23 protein-coding genes and 1 pseudogene are annotated in these 20840 nt (G+C 41.2%); 22 read left to right on the top strand and 2 right to left on the bottom strand.

The genetic code is table 11. From position 1 onward, the window contains the following. The first annotated feature begins 111 nt into the window (after positions 1-111). From O3658_RS08205 to O3658_RS08175, 7 genes are all read left to right on the top strand, one after another. Entirely contained in the window at positions 112-1533 is a 1422-nt protein-coding gene (locus O3658_RS08205) for an NCS2 family permease (RefSeq protein WP_000359239.1), read from the top strand. An 86-nt stretch (positions 1534-1619) separates the two neighbouring features. Continuing rightward, a complete protein-coding gene (gene tsaE, locus O3658_RS08200) occupies positions 1620-2063 on the top strand; it encodes a tRNA (adenosine(37)-N6)-threonylcarbamoyltransferase complex ATPase subunit type 1 TsaE (protein ID WP_371560729.1) in 444 nt (147 codons plus the stop codon). Beyond that, positions 2053-2574, top strand: a complete 522-nt coding sequence (locus tag O3658_RS08195; protein ID WP_371560727.1) for an N-acetyltransferase family protein — start codon at positions 2053-2055, stop codon at positions 2572-2574. The genes tsaE and O3658_RS08195 overlap by 11 nt, the downstream gene beginning before the upstream one ends. Positions 2575-2578: 4 nt before the next feature. Continuing rightward, positions 2579-3598: an LCP family protein gene (locus O3658_RS08190; protein ID WP_371560725.1), complete on the top strand. Its 1020-nt coding sequence runs from the start codon at positions 2579-2581 to the stop codon at positions 3596-3598. 79 nt (positions 3599-3677) lie between these two features. Beyond that, entirely contained in the window at positions 3678-4946 is a 1269-nt protein-coding gene (locus O3658_RS08185; RefSeq protein ID WP_248034441.1) for a competence/damage-inducible protein A, read from the top strand. 41 nt (positions 4947-4987) lie between these two features. Then, the gene (gene recA / locus O3658_RS08180; protein WP_153224556.1) at positions 4988-6142 is read left to right on the top strand and encodes a recombinase RecA; all 1155 of its coding nucleotides are present in this window, start codon (positions 4988-4990) and stop codon (positions 6140-6142) included. A gap of 176 nt (positions 6143-6318) precedes the next feature. Further along, positions 6319-6513, top strand: a complete 195-nt coding sequence (locus O3658_RS08175; protein WP_248034440.1) for a PspC domain-containing protein — start codon at positions 6319-6321, stop codon at positions 6511-6513. Between the two features lie 351 nt (positions 6514-6864). Here the strand turns inward: O3658_RS08175 and O3658_RS08170 are convergent, their stop codons facing one another. Next, positions 6865-7419 (bottom strand): GNAT family N-acetyltransferase, encoded by a 555-nt coding sequence (locus O3658_RS08170; protein ID WP_248034439.1) that lies wholly within the window; start codon positions 7417-7419, stop codon positions 6865-6867. A 108-nt stretch (positions 7420-7527) separates the two neighbouring features. Between O3658_RS08170 and O3658_RS08165 the strand changes: the two genes are divergently transcribed. Together O3658_RS08165 and O3658_RS08160 are read left to right on the top strand one after the other, a co-directional pair. Further along, positions 7528-8898 (top strand): MATE family efflux transporter, encoded by a 1371-nt coding sequence (locus tag O3658_RS08165; RefSeq protein WP_371560721.1) that lies wholly within the window; start codon positions 7528-7530, stop codon positions 8896-8898. Positions 8899-8994: 96 nt separating this feature from the next. After that, entirely contained in the window at positions 8995-9711 is a 717-nt protein-coding gene (locus O3658_RS08160) for a YebC/PmpR family DNA-binding transcriptional regulator (RefSeq protein WP_248034437.1), read from the top strand. A 221-nt stretch (positions 9712-9932) separates the two neighbouring features. Here the strand turns inward: O3658_RS08160 and O3658_RS08155 are convergent, their stop codons facing one another. After that, positions 9933-10592 (bottom strand): hypothetical protein, encoded by a 660-nt coding sequence (locus O3658_RS08155; RefSeq protein WP_371560719.1) that lies wholly within the window; start codon positions 10590-10592, stop codon positions 9933-9935. Between the two features lie 196 nt (positions 10593-10788). Here O3658_RS08155 and O3658_RS08150 point away from each other — a divergent pair, with 196 nt between their 5' ends. From O3658_RS08150 to O3658_RS08090, 13 genes and pseudogenes are all read left to right on the top strand, one after another. Continuing rightward, a complete protein-coding gene (locus O3658_RS08150) occupies positions 10789-11250 on the top strand; it encodes a MarR family winged helix-turn-helix transcriptional regulator (protein WP_371560717.1) in 462 nt (153 codons plus the stop codon). Then, positions 11234-13004: pseudogene (locus O3658_RS08145) on the top strand (ABC transporter ATP-binding protein). The gene O3658_RS08150 and the pseudogene O3658_RS08145 overlap by 17 nt, the downstream one beginning before the upstream one ends. Further along, the gene (locus O3658_RS08140; protein WP_371560715.1) at positions 12994-14754 is read left to right on the top strand and encodes an ABC transporter ATP-binding protein; all 1761 of its coding nucleotides are present in this window, start codon (positions 12994-12996) and stop codon (positions 14752-14754) included. The pseudogene O3658_RS08145 and the gene O3658_RS08140 overlap by 11 nt, the downstream one beginning before the upstream one ends. A gap of 64 nt (positions 14755-14818) precedes the next feature. Then, positions 14819-15175, top strand: coding sequence for a DUF2200 domain-containing protein (locus O3658_RS08135; RefSeq protein ID WP_371560712.1), 357 nt, complete (start codon positions 14819-14821; stop codon positions 15173-15175). A gap of 2 nt (positions 15176-15177) precedes the next feature. Further along, positions 15178-15681, top strand: coding sequence for a phosphatase PAP2 family protein (locus O3658_RS08130; protein ID WP_371560710.1), 504 nt, complete (start codon positions 15178-15180; stop codon positions 15679-15681). A 118-nt stretch (positions 15682-15799) separates the two neighbouring features. After that, positions 15800-16246: a LytTR family DNA-binding domain-containing protein gene (locus O3658_RS08125; protein ID WP_004250544.1), complete on the top strand. Its 447-nt coding sequence runs from the start codon at positions 15800-15802 to the stop codon at positions 16244-16246. Positions 16247-16250: 4 nt separating this feature from the next. Further along, a complete protein-coding gene (locus O3658_RS08120; protein ID WP_371560708.1) occupies positions 16251-16925 on the top strand; it encodes a hypothetical protein in 675 nt (224 codons plus the stop codon). Positions 16926-17031: 106 nt separating this feature from the next. Then, on the top strand, positions 17032-17220 hold the full coding sequence (gene rpmB, locus O3658_RS08115) for a 50S ribosomal protein L28 (RefSeq protein WP_001140948.1): 189 nt from the start codon (positions 17032-17034) through the stop codon (positions 17218-17220). Positions 17221-17370: 150 nt separating this feature from the next. Further along, the gene (locus tag O3658_RS08110; protein WP_371560699.1) at positions 17371-17736 is read left to right on the top strand and encodes an Asp23/Gls24 family envelope stress response protein; all 366 of its coding nucleotides are present in this window, start codon (positions 17371-17373) and stop codon (positions 17734-17736) included. 2 nt (positions 17737-17738) lie between these two features. Then, positions 17739-19406: a DAK2 domain-containing protein gene (locus O3658_RS08105; protein ID WP_371560697.1), complete on the top strand. Its 1668-nt coding sequence runs from the start codon at positions 17739-17741 to the stop codon at positions 19404-19406. Positions 19407-19585: 179 nt separating this feature from the next. Continuing rightward, the gene (locus tag O3658_RS08100) at positions 19586-19777 is read left to right on the top strand and encodes a hypothetical protein (RefSeq protein ID WP_012972435.1); all 192 of its coding nucleotides are present in this window, start codon (positions 19586-19588) and stop codon (positions 19775-19777) included. Further along, on the top strand, positions 19774-19968 hold the full coding sequence (locus O3658_RS08095) for a hypothetical protein (RefSeq protein WP_371560694.1): 195 nt from the start codon (positions 19774-19776) through the stop codon (positions 19966-19968). Before O3658_RS08100 ends, O3658_RS08095 begins: the two co-directional genes overlap by 4 nt. After that, entirely contained in the window at positions 19955-20839 is an 885-nt protein-coding gene (locus O3658_RS08090) for an ABC transporter ATP-binding protein (protein ID WP_371560692.1), read from the top strand. Before O3658_RS08095 ends, O3658_RS08090 begins: the two co-directional genes overlap by 14 nt. The last annotated feature ends 1 nt before the right edge of the window (position 20840 follow it).

Genomic DNA, 20840 nt, shown 5'->3' with positions numbered 1-20840 from the left:
AGAGAATAATATCTCATAAGAATTTTTAAAATTAGAAAAAACATCTTGAAAAGATGAATGATTGGTGATATAATGGTAGTATTGTTCGTAAAATGACAAAGGAGATTAAAAATGGACAAACTATTTAAACTAAAAGAGCACGGGACAGATGTCCGTACAGAGGTTCTTGCTGGTTTAACAACTTTCTTTGCAATGAGTTATATTCTCTTTGTAAACCCTCAAATGCTTTCACAAACAGGAATGCCTGTTCAGGGTGTATTCTTGGCGACAATTATCGGTTCTGTTGTGGGAACTTTGATGATGGCCTTCTATGCTAACTTGCCATATGCACAAGCTCCAGGGATGGGACTAAATGCCTTCTTCACATTTACCGTCGTATTTGGGATGGGTTATAAATGGCAAGAAGCCCTTGGAATGGTCTTCATCTGTGGGATTATTTCATTGATTATTACATTGACCAATGTTCGTAAAATGATCATCGAATCTATTCCTACAACTCTTCGTTCAGCGATTTCAGCAGGTATTGGGGTTTTCCTTGCTTATGTTGGGATTAAGAATGCTGGTCTCTTGAAATTCTCGATTGACCCAGGTACCTATACAGTAGCAGGTGAAGGAGCAGATAAGGCTCAAGCAGCACTTACTGCAAACTCAGCAGCTGTTCCAGGATTGGTAGACTTCAACACTCCAGCTGTCTTGGTAGCTCTTGCAGGTCTTGCCATTACTATCTTCTTCGTTGTAAAGGGGATCAAAGGTGGTATCATCCTTTCTATTTTGACAACGACAGTTCTTGCCATTGCTGTTGGTCTTGTTGATTTATCTAGCATTGACTTTGCAAGCAATAATCTTTCATCAGCCGTTAACGACCTAGGAACCTTGTTTGGTGCTGCTCTTGGTTCAGAAGGATTGGGATCTCTGATTTCAAACACTTCTCGTTTGCCAGAAACCTTGATGGCCATTCTTGCTTTCTCATTGACAGATATTTTTGATACTATCGGTACTCTTATCGGTACTGGTGAAAAAGTTGGTATCATTGCAACAAGTGGTGAAAACCATGAGTCAGCTAAATTGGATAAGGCTCTTTACTCTGACTTGGTGGCAACTTCAGTAGGTGCTATTGCAGGTACTTCAAACGTTACAACTTATGTTGAGTCTGCAGCGGGTATCGGTGCAGGAGGACGTACTGGTTTGACAGCTTTGGTTGTTGCCATCTGTTTTGCCCTATCAAGCTTCTTTAGCCCACTTCTAGCAATCGTTCCAACAGCTGCAACTGCACCAATTTTGATCATCGTCGGAATTATGATGCTTTCTAACTTGAAAAATATCCCTTGGGATGATATGGCTGAAGCTGTTCCAGCTTTCTTCACATCTATCTTTATGGGATTCAGCTACTCAATCACACAAGGGATTGCTGTTGGTTTCTTAACTTATACTTTGACGAAGGTTGTCAAAGGTCAAGTGAAAGATGTGCATGTCATGATTTGGATTTTGGATGCCTTGTTTATCTTGAACTACATCAGTATGGCTCTTAACTAATGACAAAAACTAAAAAAAGAGGGGAGTCTCCTCTTTTTTTGTTGATGGAAATATCACAAAATAAAACTTTTTGGTATAATAATTACATGTACACAAAAAATGAAGATGAGTTGATTGCACTTGGGGAAGACCTAGGGCATTTGTTAGAAAAAAATGATGTGTTGATTTTGACTGGTGAATTAGGTGCTGGGAAAACAACGCTAACAAAGGGTCTGGCTAAGGGATTAGGCATTCATCAAATGATTAAGAGTCCTACTTATACCATTGTTAGAGAATATGAAGGACGTCTACCCTTGTATCACTTAGATGTTTATCGCATCGAAGGGGATGCAGATTCTATCGACTTGGATGAATTCCTTTTTGGTTCAGGTGTAACGGTTATTGAGTGGGGGCATCTATTAGGTGAGGCTCTTCCAGCTGACTATCTAGAATTAGAAATCCTTAAAGATGATGAGGGCCGTGAAGTTGTCTTTCATGCCCACGGTCAACGAGCAGCAGAACTTTTGCAGAGGTTGACAGATGGAGTATGATCTTTTAATCCGTGAAGCAGAAGTTCAAGATGCTTCGGCTCTTATTTCACTTCTGGATCAGATTGGTCATGAATCTAGCTTTACCAGTCTGGATGAAAATGGAATTGCAATGACTGCATCAGAAATGCAGCATTTTATTGACAAGCAGGCCCAATCGGACAATCAAATTACTTTACTAGCTTTTTTGAATGATGAGCTAGCAGGGGTCATCAATATAACGGCGGATCAACGTCCGAGAGTTCGACATATTGGTGATGTCTTTCTTGGAATTAAAAAAGTATACTGGGGATATGGTCTCGGTAGTATCCTCATGGAAGAAGCTATTGAATGGGCCAAATCAAGCGGTAGTATTCGACGTTTACAATTGACAGTTCAAAAAAGAAATCTTGCTGCGGTGCATCTGTATGAAAAAATGGGTTTTAACATAGAAGGATTACAGGAACGTGGTGCTTGTATAGAAGGAGGAGAGTTTCTAGATGTTTACCTAATGGGTCAACTGATAGATGAATAAAAGTATGGCAAAAAAGATAATCGGAATGTTTTTAGGCTTTGTTCTTGTGACAGTACTTGGTGTGGGAGCTTATGCCTATACGATCTACCAACAGAGTACACAGACTTTGGCCAAAACCTATAAAAAAATCGGAGAAGAAACCAAGGTCATTGAAGCGACTGAACCTCTGACGATTTTGCTTATGGGAGTGGACACAGGGAATGTTGAACGTACAGATCCATGGGCTGGTAATAGTGATTCAATGATCTTGGTGACGGTGAATCCTAAAACCAAGAAGACAGTCATGATGAGTTTGGAGCGTGATATTCTCACACAAATCCAGCAGCCAGATGGTAGTGTAACGGAGGCTAAACTCAATGCTGCCTACGCCAATGGTGGAGCAGAGTTGTCTATTTCAACGATTCAAAAAATGATGAATATCCACATTGACCGTTATGTGATGGTCAACATGCATGGACTTCAAAGAATGGTTGATGCAGTAGGTGGAATTACAGTGAACAACACTCTAGGTTTCCCAATCTCTATCCAAGATCAGGAACCATTTAATACGATTTCTATCGGTGTTGGTGAACAAAAGCTAAATGGTGAAGAAGCCCTTGTTTATTCACGTATGCGTTATCAGGATCCAGAAGGAGACTATGGCCGTCAAAAACGTCAGCGTGAAGTGATTCAAAAAGTTGTCGAGAAGATTCTTAGTTTGAACAGTGTGAGTCACTATCAAGAGATTCTGAAGGCTCTTAGTGACAATATGCAGACAAATATCGAAATTACAACAACAACGATTCCTCAGTTGATGGGTTATCAAGATTCATTTAAGAATATTGAGTCTCAACAATTGCGTGGAGAGGATGCAATGCTTCAAGGGACTTCTTACCAAATCGTGACATCTGAGCATATGTTAGAGATGCAAAATCTTTTACGCCGTTCGCTCGGACAACCAGAGGTTACGAATTTGGAGACCAATATAGTCTTGTATGAGAATCTTTTTGGCCACTTGCCACCATCTTCTGAAGAGTCAGAATAACAAGAAATTATCCATCAAATCGTAGGAATTATCCTGCGATTTTTTCAAAGAAATCCGAATAGGTAAGTAGGAGGAAAAAATGAAAGCAGAAATTATAGCTGTTGGAACAGAGATTTTGACAGGTCAAATTGTCAATACCAATGCGCAATTCTTGTCTGAAAAGTTGGCTGAAATCGGTGTAGATGTCTATTTTCAGACAGCTGTAGGAGATAACGAGGATCGTCTCTTATCCTTGTTAGAAATTGCTCAGAATCGAAGTAGTCTAGTTATTTTAACAGGTGGTTTGGGGCCAACGGAAGATGATTTGACCAAGCAAACTTTAGCCCAATTTTTAGGACGTGACTTGACTTTTGATCCTCAGGCCCAGGCTAAGCTAGATGACTTTTTTTCTCACCGACCAGACTATGCTAGAACTCCAAATAATGAACGCCAGGCTCAAATCGTTCAAGGTTCAACTCCATTACCAAACGAAACGGGTCTAGCAGTCGGTGGCATGATTGAGGTGGCGGGTGTCACCTATGTTGTCCTACCAGGACCTCCAAGTGAATTGAAACCTATGGTCTTAAATGAGTTGCTTCCAAGATTGACAACGGGATCTAAGCTCTATTCACGTGTGCTACGTTTTTTTGGGATTGGTGAGAGCCAGCTAGTGACCATTCTATCAGATTTGATTGACCAGCAGACGGATCCAACCTTGGCACCTTATGCTAAAACTGGGGAAGTGACCCTTCGCTTATCGACCAAGGCTAAGAGTCAAGAAGAAGCAGATCGTGTTCTAGATACTTTAGAACAAAAAATCCTTGAAAGAGAAACTTTTGAGGGCGTTTCACTTCGAGAAATTTGCTATGGCTATGGGGAAGAAACCAGCTTGGCTAGTCTGGTAGTAGAAGAGTTGAAAAAGCAAAAGAAAACTATCACTGCAGCAGAAAGCTTGACTGCAGGTCTTTTTCAAGCTACTTTGGCTGATTTCTCAGGTGTGTCTGCTATCTTTAAAGGTGGTTTTGTGACTTATAGCCTTGAAGAAAAAGCTAAGATGCTTGATATTCCACAGGCTGAATTGGAAAAACACGGAGTCGTCTCAGCCTTTACTGCTGAAAAAATGGCTGAACAGGCGCGAATCAAGACCCAGTCAGATTTTGGCATTAGTTTGACAGGAGTGGCTGGACCAGATAGCCTAGAAGGACATCCAGCAGGTACAGTTTTTATTGCTTTGGCGCAAGCTTCGGGGGCAGAAGTTATCCAGGCCAATATCGCAGGTAGAAGTCGTGCAGATGTGCGAGAAATTGCAGTATTACATGCCTTTAACCTAGTTCGCAAAGCTTTATTAAGTGATGGAGATTTGTTATAATAGAAGAAGGTCTAAGGACTATTAGAATACAGGAGAATAAAATGGCGAAAAAACCAACAAAAAAATTAGACGAAATTGGCAAAAAATTTGGTGCTGATCGTGAAAAAGCCCTAAACGATGCCCTTAAATTGATTGAAAAAGATTTCGGTAAGGGATCAATCATGCGCTTGGGTGAACGTGCAGAGCAAAAGGTCCAAGTGATGAGCTCAGGTTCTTTGGCTCTTGATATTGCACTCGGATCAGGTGGTTATCCAAAGGGACGTATCATCGAAATCTACGGTCCAGAATCATCTGGTAAGACAACGGTTGCCCTTCATGCGGTAGCGCAAGCCCAAAAAGAAGGCGGAATTGCTGCCTTTATCGATGCGGAGCACGCGCTTGACCCAGCCTATGCAGCAGCTCTTGGGGTTAACATTGACGAATTGCTCTTGTCACAACCAGACTCAGGGGAGCAAGGTCTTGAAATTGCTGGGAAATTGATTGATTCAGGTGCAGTTGACCTTGTTGTTATCGACTCAGTTGCTGCTCTTGTACCTCGTGCGGAAATCGATGGAGATATCGGAGATAGCCACGTTGGTCTTCAAGCTCGTATGATGAGCCAGGCTATGCGTAAACTTGGAGCTTCTATTAATAAGACTAAGACAATTGCTATCTTCATTAACCAATTGCGTGAAAAAGTAGGAGTTATGTTTGGTAATCCAGAGACAACTCCTGGTGGACGTGCCCTTAAATTCTACGCTTCTGTCCGTTTGGATGTTCGTGGAAGCACACAAATCAAGGGAACTGGTGATCAAAAAGATACGAGCGTAGGTAAGGAAACCAAGATTAAGGTTGTTAAAAACAAGGTAGCTCCACCATTCAAAGAAGCCTTTGTTGAAATCATGTATGGAGAAGGAATTTCAAGAACTGGTGAGCTTTTGAAGATTGCAAGTGATCTTGACATCATCAAGAAGGCAGGAGCATGGTACTCTTATAAAGACGAAAAGATTGGTCAAGGTTCTGAAAATGCAAAGAAATACTTGGCAGATCATCCAGAAGTCTTTGATGAGATTGACCACCAAGTTCGTGTCAAGTTTGGCTTGATTGAAGACGATGCAGTAGCCGATGAAAAAGTAAAGGCTCCCGAAGTAGAAGTAGCTAATCAAGAAGTGACTCTTGACCTTGGCGATGATCTTGAAATCGAAATTGAAGATTAAAAAGTAAAAGTGGCGGAGGAATCCCCACTTTTTCTGCTATATGAGAATAAAGAAACAAGGTTATGAGAGCAGGAATGACAGATTTTCACAGTAAAAATGAGGAAGACTATTGCAAAAGATTTGATTTGATGATAAAATAAATTGAAAATAAAAGTAATGCCAAGGAGATTGTTGGTATGGAAAAACGTTTAGTTCGCAATGTTCAAGATAAAAAAATTGCAGGTGTTTGTGCAGGTCTTGCTGACTATTTAGATATTGATGCAACACTTGTTCGTGGACTTTGGATTCTCTTCACATTACTAGGTGGATCAGGAATTCTTGCCTATCTCATTCTCTGGCTGATCATGCCAGAAGCTGGAACAAAAGCGTAAACTTAGTGCATCTTTATGAGACAAATCATGATAAGAGAGTGGGACAGAAATCGGTAATTCGTTAGAATTCGATTTCGTCGTCCCACCTCCGTAAAGTTGAGTAGGGCTGTAAAAGCTGATGAAATCAGCGTAGTAGAGCCCACTCAACCACTGCGTCTTGCTCGATAATCCAAAGACAATTGAGAGGCTAGGATTTTTGTCCCAGCCTCTTATTTGTGATATGCGAGAATAATTTTTTCCAAGTTTTCATCTTATTTGGGAATAACAAAAAATCACCTACGACAGGTGATTGTATATTGGTTACAGAGAAAATTACAAATCTTTAATGGAGATTCAAGGTTGCAATCTAGATTAGTGTTCACTAAAACGTCGGTATTCGATGCGAAAGTCGAAGTAATTCTCTTCTTGTAATTTTTGAAATATATTCCGATAGGCCTCTTCATCAAAATGGTCGCCACGATAGAGAATTTCAAAACTCAATCCCTCGTATTCTAAGAAGGCATTTGCAGTTTTAAAGCCATTTTGTAGATAAAAGTCCATGCGAGCTTTTCGTTGCTCAAGGTTATCGCAGTCTTCGTCCAATCGCTCCACTTCAAGAATAATGGTACGTTGGTAAAAATCAATGAGTTTTTCAATGATTTCTCTCCCGTAGCCATGACTACGGAGATGTGGCATAATGGCAAAGAAGCTAATGTAGAAAGCTTTTTGGTTGGAAATGGCAAAAGCGAAGCCGACAAATTCTTCCTCGTTATAGAAAGCGAAAAAGTGGGCATCATCTCTATCCTGGTAACTTAAAAATTCTTCCAAAGGGACCCGTTCTTCTTCAGGAAAGGCTTCCTTGTTTAATTGGTCAACTTTCTCAAGGTCTGGGAATACATCTGTAATTAACTGGCTGGTTAAGCTCATACATGGCCTCCTTTTCTGTCACGATTATACCAGATTGTTTGTATCTAGGCAACGCTTTCTTATCCAAACTCCCTTGTTCCCCTACTAGAAAGCTGATATAATAGCCTTATGAATAAAAAATCAACGGTGGACCTGATTCATGGTCCCATCCTTCCCGCGCTAATTAGTTTTGCATTACCGATTCTACTGTCCAATATCTTTCAGCAACTTTACAATACAGCTGATATCTTGATTGTTGGGCGTTTTTTAGGGCAAGATTCATTGGCGGCAGTCGGGGCAACGACAGCCATTTTTGATTTGATTATCGGCTTTGCCCTCGGTGTTGGAAATGGGATGGGTGTTGTTATTGCACGTCTCTACGGCGCTCGTAATTTTGAAAAGATTAAGGAAGCTGTCGCAGCAACTTGGATTTTAGGGATTATCTTGAGTGTGCTTGTCATGTTGATGGGCTTTTTTGGTCTTTATCCACTCTTACAGTACCTAGAAACACCTGTAGAAATTCTCCCTCAGTCCTATGAATATATCTCCATGATTGTTAGCTGTGTGGGAGTGAGCTTTGCTTATAATCTTTTTGCAGGTTTGCTACGCTCTGTTGGTGATAGCCTTGCTGCGCTTGGTTTTCTTATTTTCTCAGCCATCGTTAATGTCATTCTGGATTTGTATTTTATTACACAATTGCAGTTGGGAGTTCAGTCTGCAGGTCTTGCAACCATTATATCCCAGGGTTTGTCAGCTATCCTTTGTTATTTCTATATCCGAAAGAGTGTTCCAGAGCTCCTTCCTAGGTTGAAGGATTTTAAATGGAATAAGGCCCTCTATGTCGATCTCTTAGAGCAGGGGCTAGCCATGGGCTTGATGGGTTCAATCGTCTCTGTCGGAAGTGTTATTTTGCAATCCTCTGTCAATAGTTTTGGAGCAGTCATTATCAGTGCTCAGACAGCAGCACGCCGAATCATGGCCTTTGCCTTATTGCCAATGACGGCTATCTCAGCATCGATGACGACTTTTATCTCTCAAAACTTTGGTGCAAAACGTCCAGATCGCATTGTCCACGGTCTTCGACTAGGGAGTTATATCAGTATGGCTTGGGCAAGCTTTGCTTGTGTATTCCTATTTTTTGCAAGTCCTAGCCTAGTTTCTTTCCTGGCAAGTTCGACAGACGGTTACTTGATTGAAAATGGGGCTTTGTACCTACGCATCAGTTCTGTATTCTATCCGTTTTTGAGTCTTTTATTGATCTATAGAAATAGCTTGCAGGGTCTCGGTCAAAAATTCTTGCCACTTGTATCAAGCTTTATCGAGTTTTTTGGTAAAATTATTTTCGTCGCTTGGATTATTCCTTGGACAGGTTATACAGGTGTGATTCTATGTGAGCCCCTTCTCTGGCTAGTTATGACTGCCCAACTTTACTTCTCACTTTCCAAACATTCATGGATCAAAGAAGGCAAAAAACTCTTGGCTACTGGCGGGAAATCCTAGCTTAATTTACAAAAGAAAATCCATTTCCTCTAGTGAAAATCGGATAGACTTGTGTTATAATAAGAAAGATTAAAATGTGAAAAAAGGAGATTCCTAATGGGACGTAAATGGGCCAATATCGTAGCTAAGAAAACGGCTAAAGATGGAGCTAACTCTAAAGTATATGCAAAATTTGGTGTAGAAATCTATGTAGCAGCTAAAAAAGGTGAACCAGATCCAGAACTAAACACTGCTTTGAAATTCGTTATCGATCGTGCCAAACAAGCGCAAGTGCCAAAACACGTTATTGATAAAGCAATCGATAAGGCAAAAGGAAACACAGACGAAACCTTTACAGAAGGACGTTACGAAGGATTCGGACCAAATGGTTCTATGTTGATCGTTGATACTTTGACTTCAAACGTTAACCGTACAGCTGCGAATGTTCGTGCTGCTTTTGGTAAAAACGGCGGAAATATGGGAGCTTCAGGTTCTGTATCTTACCTCTTTGACAACAAGGGTGTTATCGTTTTTGCAGGTGAAGATGCTGACGCTATCTTTGAACTCTTGCTTGAAGCAGATGTCGATGTAGACGATGTAGAAGCAGAAGAAGGAACAATCACTGTCTACACTGCACCAACTGATCTTCACAAGGCTATCGTTGCTTTGCGTGAAGCTGGTATTGAAGAATTCCAAGTAACTGAATTGGAAATGATTCCTCAATCAGAAGTTGAGTTGTCAGGTGAAGATTTGGAAACATTTGAAAAACTCTACGGAGTCCTTGAAGACGACGAAGACGTACAAAAAATCTACACAAACGTAGACGGATTCTAAGAATAAAAATAACCCCTTTGAAAATTCAATATTTTCAAGGGGTTTGTTTATCCTGTGATGACAAAAGGGCAGGAAAGAGACGAAAATCTCTTTTGCTCAAAACGTTATTAGTAATCTATAATTGTCCATAATCCAATGGATTGTGGAAATATCGTGGTGTTGGGATTTAGAAATCGAGGCTTGGTCTACCGATTGCTATTCCCAGTACCTTTTTAGTTATGTTAAACTTTCACTCCAGAATCAGATTGTTCTTTTCGATCCAGTCCGACAGCAAATTTATGAATCAGAAGAAACTGACCATTTTTCTGCTTTACAAAGTTTAAAACAACTGCCTTACTAGGTGAACCTAGGGAGAGATAGGTGATTCTTTTGGTTTCATAATCACTGTCACTTGAATCTACTTCAGAATCTGGAATCCCATGTTCGCTGATAATGTCTTTGTAATTGCTACCGCCTTGCCCTTGGTTGGAAGGGTCGCCCTCTATTAAGGCATCAAACTGTTCTTGAGTCCAGGTAAAGATCTTTTCTTCCTCTTCATATTCATCAATGGTACTATTTGGCCAATCTTCATTGGTTGGTTCTTCCATGAGATAATTAGAAGAGCTACGATAGCCTCTTATAAAATCAGCGAAGATAGGAGTGAATAGCAGTTGGCTTATCAGTACAATGATAATGGAAATGAGGCCAAAGCTTGAACCAATCATAGCTAATGTTTTTTGATTTTGGAGATTGAGGCCAATGCTGATGACTCCTAAGATCAAGGCAACAAATCCAAAGAGAAAGGATAGACCATTGATAATTGGTATCCAGGAACCAAGAAGCGCCAGGGCTCCAAAAATGACAGCAAGGGTTCCTAAGGTTTTATACTCTTCTTGTTTCATTTGAAAGTTCTCCCATTTCTAGTGTAATCAGACAAGTTAGTGCCTATTATAGAGAAATTATCAACTATTGTCAATTTTAACTCAAATAGTTCTCTAGGAAACTTTTTTCTTGACATCTTATTTGAAAATGATAAAATAGTTCTCATGAAAACTTAATTGTTCGCAAGAGAACTATTTTATTTAGAAGGGAGAAATCATGGATAAACCGATGTTGATCTTTAAACGTTTTGGGCATCAGGTTCACCTCATGGTGCAAAAGGAAGCCAAGCGTTGTGGTATTGAATTTATGGGTGGACCGCAAGGGCAAGTCCTCCGTTTTTTAGATCGTCGTGAGCAGGATCAAGAATTAACTCTTATTAAGGATATTGAGCAAGAACTCAATATTACCAAGTCAGTTGCTAGTAATTTAGTCAAGCGCATGGTGCAAAATGGTTTGGTGGAGTTGGAGGCAAGTCCAAGTGATAAACGGGCAAAATTTGTTCATTTGACTGAAAAATCTCGCTCTCAAATGAAGCAGGTCAAGTCTTTCTTTGATCGAATTGACCGCAGTTTACTTGAAGGTGTTTCCGAAGAAAAACTCGCTATTTTTGAAGAAGTTCTGGAACGACTTCAAGCTAATGTAGAAAAAATTGGAGGTAAGAATGAAGAAACTCGCTAAGCGTATTACAGGAAAAGAGTGGGGTATGATCATAGTGACTGTTCTCTTTACCTGTTGCTCGGTCTATCTAGAGTTAGAAGTACCGACTTACATTTCAGAAATTACTGCATTGATAGGAACGCCAGGGACACAGTTGGATGCACTTTGGTCACCAGCTATTAAGATGATGGGTTTGTCGCTTTTGGCTTTTCTATCATCTGTGACAGTTGGATTTTTTGCAGCTCGCGTTGCAGCATCCTACACGGATCATCTGCGTAGTGATATTTTTAATCGTGTCTTGGATTACTCTCAGACAGAGATCAAACGTTTCTCTATTCCTAGTCTGTTGACTCGGACGACCAATGATATTACGCAGATTCAAATGCTCTTTACTATGGGACTCCAAGTGGTCACTCGTGGTCCTATCATGGCTATCTGGGCCATTGGAAAAATCCTTGGCAAATCTGAATACTGGCTCTGGGCAGTAGTGGTTGCTGTTATCGTCAATGTTCTGATGACAACTGTTCTCATGACGCTTGCCTTTCCAAAACAATCTGTCATCCAGAAATTGACAGATAAACTCAATAGTATCACTCGTGAAAGCTTGACAGGGATTCGAGTGGTTCGTGCTTACAATGCCGAAGATTATCAAGATAAGAAATTTGAAGAGGCCAATGATGAGGTCACTCGTCTCAATCTCTTTGTCAACCGTTTGATGGCTATTATGAATCCCATTATGATGGCGATTTCGAGTGGGCTTGAGTCTAGCTATTTATTGGATTGGTGCCTATATCATCAATGATGCTAGCCTGACAGACCGTCTACCACTCTTTAGTGATATGGTGGTCTTCATGTCTTATGCCATGCAGGTCGTGATGGGCTTCTTGCTCATGGGTGCTCTCTTTATCGTCCTTCCTCGTACCTTGGTTTCTGCAGGTCGTATCAATCAGGTGCTAGACTTGCATTCTTCTATTGAAAATCCTAGTCAACCACAGACGGCAAATTCTTCTGTTCAAGGTCAAGTAGAATTCCGTGATGTAACCTTCCGTTATTCAAAAAATTCAGAAGCAGTTGTAGAACATGTCAGTTTCAAGGCAGAAGCTGGTCAAACCATTGCCTTTATCGGCTCAACTGGTTCTGGTAAATCTACGCTTGTGAACCTCTTGCCTCGTTTTTATGATGTATCAGATGGGGAAATCCTAGTAGACGGCGTCAATGTGCAGGATTATGATTTGGAAGACTTGCGGAATAAAGTCGGCTATATCCCACAAAAAGCTGTTCTCTTCTCAGGAGATGTCAAGGGGAATCTAGACTTCGGTAAAAGTCAAGAAAGCCCACTAAGCGAGACTGCTATGTGGCAAGCTCTTGAGTTGGCTCAGTCTAAAAACTTTATTGAAGATAAGGAAGCAGGTCTAAACTCGGAAGTGGCCCAAGGTGGGACCAACTTTTCAGGAGGACAAAGACAACGTTTGGCCATTGCGCGTGCCTTGGCTCGTAAGCCAGAAATTCTCATTTTTGACGATTCATTCTCGGCCTTGGACTACAAGACAGATCGTATCTTACGCCAAGTATTAGCTGAAAAAACACAGTCTATGACCAAGTTGATCGTTGCCCAACGTATCTCAACTATCATGGATGCAGACTTAATCTTAGTCTTGGATCAGGGTAAAGTCGTGGGACAAGGCACCCACAAAGAACTTCTTGCAACCAACGAAGTTTACCAAGAAATTGCCTATTCACAACTATCGAAGGAGGAATTGGAACATGGAAAATAAGAAGCCGTCCCTTTGGAAACAATACAAACCTTTTCTAGCAGGTCTCCAACTTCCTCTACTAGTTGCAGTTGTGGCTGCTGTATGTTCAAGTATTATCACTGTTTATGGACCAACTAAGATTAAGGAAATCACCAACTTGATTTCAGATGGTTTGGCTACAGAAATCGACTTAGGGGCTGTAACAAGTATCGCCAGCTTTTTAGCAATTTTGTATGTACTTGGTGCCATTCTCAACTATACGCAAGCCTATATTTTTTCAACGAGTATTCAACATTTTTCAAAACGCTTGCGGACGGCTATCGCTGAAAAAATTAACCGTCTGCCACTTGCTTATTTTGACCGTCATTCTCAAGGAGACACCCTTTCTCGTGTTACCAATGACGTCGATACGGCGGCTCAGTCCCTCAACCAAAGTCTAGGGACCGTTATCTCAGCTAGCTTCTTGCTAATTGCTGTTTTGATTACCATGATTGGTATGAACTGGATTTTGGCATTGGTAACAGTTGTTTCAACCTTTGTTGGTTTTGCGGCTGTTTCAGTCATTATGGCCAAGTCACAAGGTTATTTTAAAGCCCAACAAAACAACCTAGCAGCTGTCAATGGTTATGTGGAAGAAATGTACTCTGGCCACAATGTGGTGACCAGCTATAACGCTGTGGACACCACTAAAGAAACATTCGCAGGATTGAATCAAGACCTACATGATAGTATTTGGAAATCTCAATTTATTTCTGGAATCATGATGCCAGCAATGATCTTTGTTGGGAACTTTAGCTATGTTTTGGTGATCATTGTCGGTGCAGTCCTAGCTCTTGAAGGACATATCAGTATTGGTATCATCGTAGCCTTCATGGTCTACGTTCGTACCTTCTCTCAACCCTTATCACAGATTGCCCAAGGGATTACCAGCTTACAACAAGCCAGTGCAGCTATGACCCGTGTCTTTGAATTTCTAAGTGAAGCTGAGATGGAAGACGAATCTCATAAGGAAAGACAATTAAGCAACATGAAGGGTGAAGTAGTCTTTGATCAAGTTTCTTTTGGTTACACACCTGAGCGAACCATCATTCATGACTTTTCTGCGACAGCTCATGCAGGGCAAAAGATTGCCATTGTTGGACCGACTGGAGCTGGGAAGACGACCATTGTTAATCTTTTGATGAAGTTCTATGAGATTGATAAGGGAAGTATTCGCATCGATGGTGTGGATACCAAGGCTATGACGCGTTCAGAAGTACACGATGCCTTTTCAATGGTCTTGCAGGATACCTGGCTCTTTGAAGGAACCATTCGTGACAATCTCATCTACAATCAAACAGGTATCAGTGATGAACGTGTGATTGAAGCTGCCAAAGCAGTAGGGATCCACCACTTTATCACAACCTTACCAGATGGATACGATACAGTCTTGGATGATACGGTGACCTTGTCAGTCGGGCAGAAACAGCTCTTGACCATCGCTCGTGCCCTTCTCAAAGATTCTCCACTCTTGATTCTGGACGAAGCGACATCTTCAGTCGATACACGTACAGAGGAATTGATTCAGAAAGCCATGGACCGTTTGATGGAGGGACGCACATCCTTTGTTATTGCCCACCGCTTGTCAACGATCCGCAATGCTGACTTGATTCTGGTCATGAAGGACGGAAACATCATCGAGCAAGGCAATCATGAAGAGCTTATGGCTCAAGGTGGTTTCTATGCTGACCTCTACAATAGTCAATTTACAGAAGATGAAGTAGAAGAATAAAACCAAAGAAGGCTTGACGGCCTTCTTTTTCTTCTTTATACTGGTATAATAGAAAGAGGAAAGTATGAGTCAGAAATTATACAATATGAAATTTTCTGCGGTCTATCCAGCCTTGATCGCAAAGGTTGAGCGAAAGGGTGGGAGGTCAGAATCCGTTCATCAAGTGACCAGTTGGCTAACAGGTTATGAGGTGAGTGACATCCTTGCTTGTCTGGATAGGGACCTTACCTACGGAGATTTTTTTCGACAGGCACCGTCTTATGCGCCTGAACGGATTGCGATTACAGGGAAGATTTGTGGGGTTCGTATTGAGGAAATTGAGGACCCTCTGATGCAGGAAATCCGCCGTCTGGACAAATTAGTGGACTGGCTTGCCAAGGGGAAAACAGCCCAGCAGGTCCTAGAAAAGTATGAGAAATAGACATGAAAAACTATCAAGAGTGGTATGATAAGAGAAAATCAAGTCTCCTTCAACATCCACAGCTATTACAATTGATGCGAGTCTTTAATCGCATGATGACAGTCCTGATGCCCTTGGCATACTTGACCTTGTTGGGAACAAACTTTGTAAGTAAAGGGGTTGGGAAAGAACTTTCTGCTTATATTTTAGTTCCAGCTTTTGGTTTTGTTCTATTGACGCTAGTTCGCAAGTGGATCAATCAACCACGTCCTTATGAAGCTTGGGAAATTGTCCCGCTACTAGATAAAGACAGCTCTGGGAATTCAATGCCTAGCCGACATGTCTTTTCGGCAACCATTATTTCCATGTCTTGCCTGCATGCAAATTTTCCTGTGGGCTTGATTTTATTGGTCTTGTCAGCTCTTCTCGGTTTGGTCCGAGTCTTGGGTGGTGTTCATTATCCCAAGGATGTTCTAGTTGGCTACGCCTGTGGTCTCATCTTGGGAATTCTTTTCTTTATTTTCTAAAAAGCAAAGCAAGTGGGCTTGGCCTCGTAACTACTTACGGGTCAAAAGTGACCACTTGCTTTTTTGCTCTTGTAAAGTCTTCTGGCCTTTGGTATAGTAGATGCAGAAAGGAGATAGGATGAAGTTACGAATCGAGATTGATAGTGAATTAACTGAGACAGAGATTGTCATCAAGGCTGCAGCCCTGACAGATGAGATAGCTGACTTGCAACGACTCTTGCAAGAAACCAAGGCTCCTAGGTTGATCTTTTACAAGGGGACGGGTGAGTACTACTTAGACTTGGCAGAAATCCTCTTCTTTGAGACGGAAGGTAGCAAGATTTACGCCCATACCCAGAAAGAAGCCTATGAGGTTCGGCTCAAGCTTTATGAGTTGGAGTCTATCCTGCCCCGTTATTTCAGTCGGGTATCCAAGTCGACTATTGCCAATATCCGGCAAGTTTACTCGGTTGATAAGTCCTTCTCAGGGACAGGCACTATTTCCTTTTATCAAACCCACAAGGAGGTTCACGTGTCACGACACTACCAATCCCTCCTAAAAGAAAATCTAAGAAACATGAGGTAAGAAGATGAAAAAGAAAGCATTTGGTATTGTGTTGCTAGTATTGGCAGCTGTAGTGTTATTGCAGGGGAATTTTGGAATCCCTTCTCTAGGAGGGCAGATTTGGCCCTTGATCGGTATTGGATTTTTTGCCTATCAATCAGTTGGAGCTTTGTTGCGTCGTCACTTAACTTCAGCCTCTTTTACAGCCCTAGTGGCCTTAATGATAGCCAATCATTTTTATGACATTTTACCGATTCCCAATCAATCACTGTTCTGGGCGGGAGTTCTCATCGTTCTAGGAGTAAGTATGCTGACTCACTCGAACAAGACATGGAGTGGAAAGACCTTGTGGAGCAATAGAGAGAAAAAAGTTTCTACTGATAAGGAAATCATTTTTAGTAGTGGGGCTTTTTATAATCAAGACCAAAACTTGGTAGAAGACCAAGTGGAAGCTGTTTTTGGAGATGCTAAGATTTACTATGATAATGCAAATATTTTGGGTGATGTAGCAATCTTAAGTGTGGACGTAGTTTTTGGAAGTGCAACCATTTATATCCCTCAACATTGGAAAGTGGATCTTAGGGTAGAATCAGTGTTTAGCAATCCGCAGGTCGAAGTGGCGACAGCCCCAACCAGCAAAACTTTGATTATCCGTGGAGATGTAGCTTTTGGGAAACTAGGAGTTGTTTACGTTAAATAAAAAAATCTTCCAATCCCCTTGCCAAAAAAGAGAAAGTGTGATAACATAGTACAGTATGTGGTGCTAGCACATCCGCTATATTAGATCTAATAGGAGGAAAACACAAATGGCTAAAGTATGTTACTTTACAGGTCGTAAGACTGTATCAGGAAACAACCGTTCACACGCGATGAACCAAACAAAACGTGCAGTAAAACCAAACCTTCAAAAAGTTACTGTACTTATCGATGGTAAACCTAAAAAAGTTTGGGCTTCAGCTCGTGCTTTGAAATCAGGTAAAGTAGAACGCGTTTAATAAAGAGTAAAAGGCCATCAGGTCTTTTTCTTTTGCTCTGAGTTCAAAAAGCCTCGTCAAAGGAGCAAATATCTGCCGATACAGTATTCTGCTTTTACACTTGGCTTGAAATATGATAAAATAGAGTATCAACTAGTTGAGGTAGAAAAAATGACTGTAAAAATTAATACAAAAGATGGTCAAATCGAACTAACAGATGAAGTGATTGCTACCGTTGTAGGCGGTGCAGCAACTGAGATTTTTGGTGTGGTCGGTATGGCAAGTAAGAAAGCCCTCAAAGATAATTTCCAAGCCCTCCTTGGGAAGGAAAATTATTCTAAAGGTGTCGTTGTAAAAGCGGCCGAAGATGGTAGCATTGCAGTTGATGTATATACCGTGTTGAGCTACGGAACTAAGATTAGTGAAGTCTCAAAAAACATCCAAGAGCGTGTACGCTTTAGTTTGGAAAACCAACTTGGCATCACTGCTCAAGCTGTGAATGTCTATATTCAAAATATCAAAGTTGTAGGAGAATAATCGTGTCAAATATTACTACAAGCTTATTTCAAGAAATGGTACAGGCTGCATCTACTCGTTTGAACAAGCAAGCCGAATATGTCAACTCATTAAACGTCTTCCCAGTTCCAGACGGAGATACAGGAACAAACATGGGAATGACTATCGAAAATGGTGCTAAAGAAGTAGCAGACAAACCAGCTTCAACAGTTGGTGAGGCTGCAAGTATCTTGGCTAAAGGTCTGTTGATGGGTGCGCGTGGGAACTCAGGAGTTATCACTTCACAGCTTTTCCGCGGATTTTCACAAGCCATCAAAACCAAAGAAGAGTTAACAGGAAAAGACCTAGCTCTTGCCTTCCAATCTGGTGTTGAAGTAGCCTACAAGGCTGTTATGAAGCCAGTTGAAGGAACAATCTTGACTGTATCACGTGGTGCTGCCATCGGTGCTAAGAAAAAAGCCGAGCAGACAGACGATGCTATTGAGGTTATGCGTGCAGCTTTGGAAGGAGCTAAAACAGCCCTTGCTAAGACTCCAGACATGCTTCCAGTATTGAAGGAAGTTGGAGTTGTAGACTCAGGTGGTCAAGGTTTGGTCTTTATCTATGAAGGCTTCCTTTCAGCTCTTACTGGTGAATACAGTGCTTCTGAAGACTTTGTTGCGACTCCAGCCAACATGAGTGAAATGATCAATGCAGAACACCACAAGTCTGTAGCTGGACATGTGGCAACAGAAGACATCACCTTTGGTTACTGTACGGAGATCATGGTTGCCCTTAAACAAGGCCCAACTTATGCTAAAGAGTTTGACTACGAAGAATTCCGTAACTATTTGAACGACCTTGGGGATTCTCTGCTTGTTGTCAACGACGACGAAATCGTTAAAGTTCACGTCCATACAGAAGATCCAGGACTTGTTATGCAAGAAGGTCTGAAATATGGTAGCTTGGTTAAGGTTAAAGTCGATAACATGCGTAACCAACACGAAGCACAAGTGGAAAAAGAAGCAACTCAAGTCAGCAAACCAGCTGAAGAAAAAGAATACGCCCTTATCGCAGTAGTAGCTGGACAAGGCTTGGCAGACATCTTCCGTGCTCAAGGTGTGGACTATGTCATCGAAGGTGGACAAACCATGAACCCTTCTACAGAAGATTTTGTCAAGGCTGTAGAGCAAGTGAATGCTCGCAACATCATCTTCTTGCCAAACAACAAAAACATCTTCATGGCAGCTCAATCTGCAGCTGAAGTATTGGAACAACCAGCTGTTGTGGTAGAAGCTCGTACCCTTCCTCAAGGATTGACTAGTCTTCTTGCCTTCGATCCAAGTAAGTCTATTGAAGAAAATAAAGAACGCATGACTGCAGCCCTTGGCGATGTCGTTAGTGGTAGTGTAACAACAGCCGTTCGTGACACGACTATCGATGGTCTAGAAATTCATGAAAATGACAATCTTGGTATGGTGGATGGTAAGATTCTCGTATCAAATCCTGATATGCACCAAACCTTGACTGAAACATTGAAACATATGTTGGACGAAGACAGTGAAATCGTAACCTTCTATATTGGTGAAGATGGAAGTGAAGAATTGGCTAACCAAATCGCCCAAGAAATCACAGAAGAATTTGAAGATGTAGAAGTTGAAATCCACCAAGGTCAACAACCAGTTTACCCATATCTTTTCAGTGTGGAATAAGAATTAAACAGAAAACGAAAGAGGTCGGGATTTCCCGACCTTTTTTGATTTGGAAAGAATTCTATTTTCATAGCTGAGTAGACTTTTTGTGACATTTGTCATATCTCCTCATGACAGAAGTTTCTAGTGATTCTACCTTCAAAGAATTATACTAGATGTATCAAGTGGAGGAAGAAAAAATGAAACATAAAGTAATTGTCGCAATGAGTTTAGTAGCAGCAGGAGTCATGACTTATCTCATGTTCTCAGGATTGGATGAAGATTTCTATCATTTTCCTTGGGAGCTATTTGCAGGATTTGGAATGATGTCCTGGCTTATCCGAGAAGGTTTGAAATTAGTCTCAGATGTGAAAAAGGAGTTTGAAAAATGAAAAAAGCGTTTCTCTATCTTTTTATTGGACTATCACTAGTGGTATGGTTGGTAGAAGTGTTTACAGGTTGGTTTGATCAAGCCTTCCTTCACCAATTCATCCGTGGTGCCTGGGGACTAGGATTTATGATTTTTATCGCCTTTCCTATAGGGATGGAATGGCTGAAAGGAGAATATCATGAACATGATTAAGGTAGAAAGCCTAAATAAAAACATCAAGGGCAAGGCTATTTTGAAGGATATTTCCTTTGAGGTAGCTGAAGGTGAATGCGTCGCCTTGATTGGGCCCAATGGTGCTGGGAAGACCACACTCTTGGACTGTCTGCTTGGAGATAAACTGGTCACAAGCGGTCAAGTATCCATCCAAGGCTTGTCAGTGACGAGTTCTAAGTTAGACTACACAAGATCCTACCTACCTCAAGAAAATGTCATCGTTCAGAAATTAAAGGTCAAAGAGTTGATTGCTTTCTTTCAAAGTATTTATCCAAATCCCTTGAGCAACCAGGAAATCGATCAACTATTGCAGTTTAACAAGCAACAAAAAGAACAATTGGCAGAAAAATTGTCAGGTGGGCAAAAGCGTCTCTTTTCATTTGTCTTGACCTTGATTGGCAGACCAAAGCTTGTATTTTTAGATGAGCCAACTGCTGCCATGGATACTTCAACTCGTCAACGCTTTTGGGAAATTGTTCAGGATCTAAAAGCGCAGGGAGTTACCATTCTCTATTCGTCCCATTACATCGAAGAGGTAGAGCATACAGCGGACCGAATCTTGGTCTTGAATAAGGGAGAGTTGATTCGTGATACGACGCCTCTAGCTATGCGTAGTGAGGAGATTGAAAAGCATTTTATCCTTCCTCTGGCATACAAGGAAATTGTTGAGCAGTCTAACTTGGTTGAAAACTGGGTACAAAAACAAGATGCTCTGCAAGTAGTCACACGAGAGGCAAATGCTTTTTGGCAACTGTTAGTTCAAGCAGGATGTAGCATACAAGAAATCGAAGTTAATAACCGTAGTTTGCTAGATACAATCTTTGAAGAAACACAGAAGGGAGATGACTAAG

Origin of the sequence: Streptococcus sp. 27098_8_69 (assembly GCF_041432445.1) — a bacterium.
Lineage (GTDB): Bacteria > Bacillota > Bacilli > Lactobacillales > Streptococcaceae > Streptococcus.
This window is presented reverse-complemented; position numbering and strand designations above follow the sequence as displayed.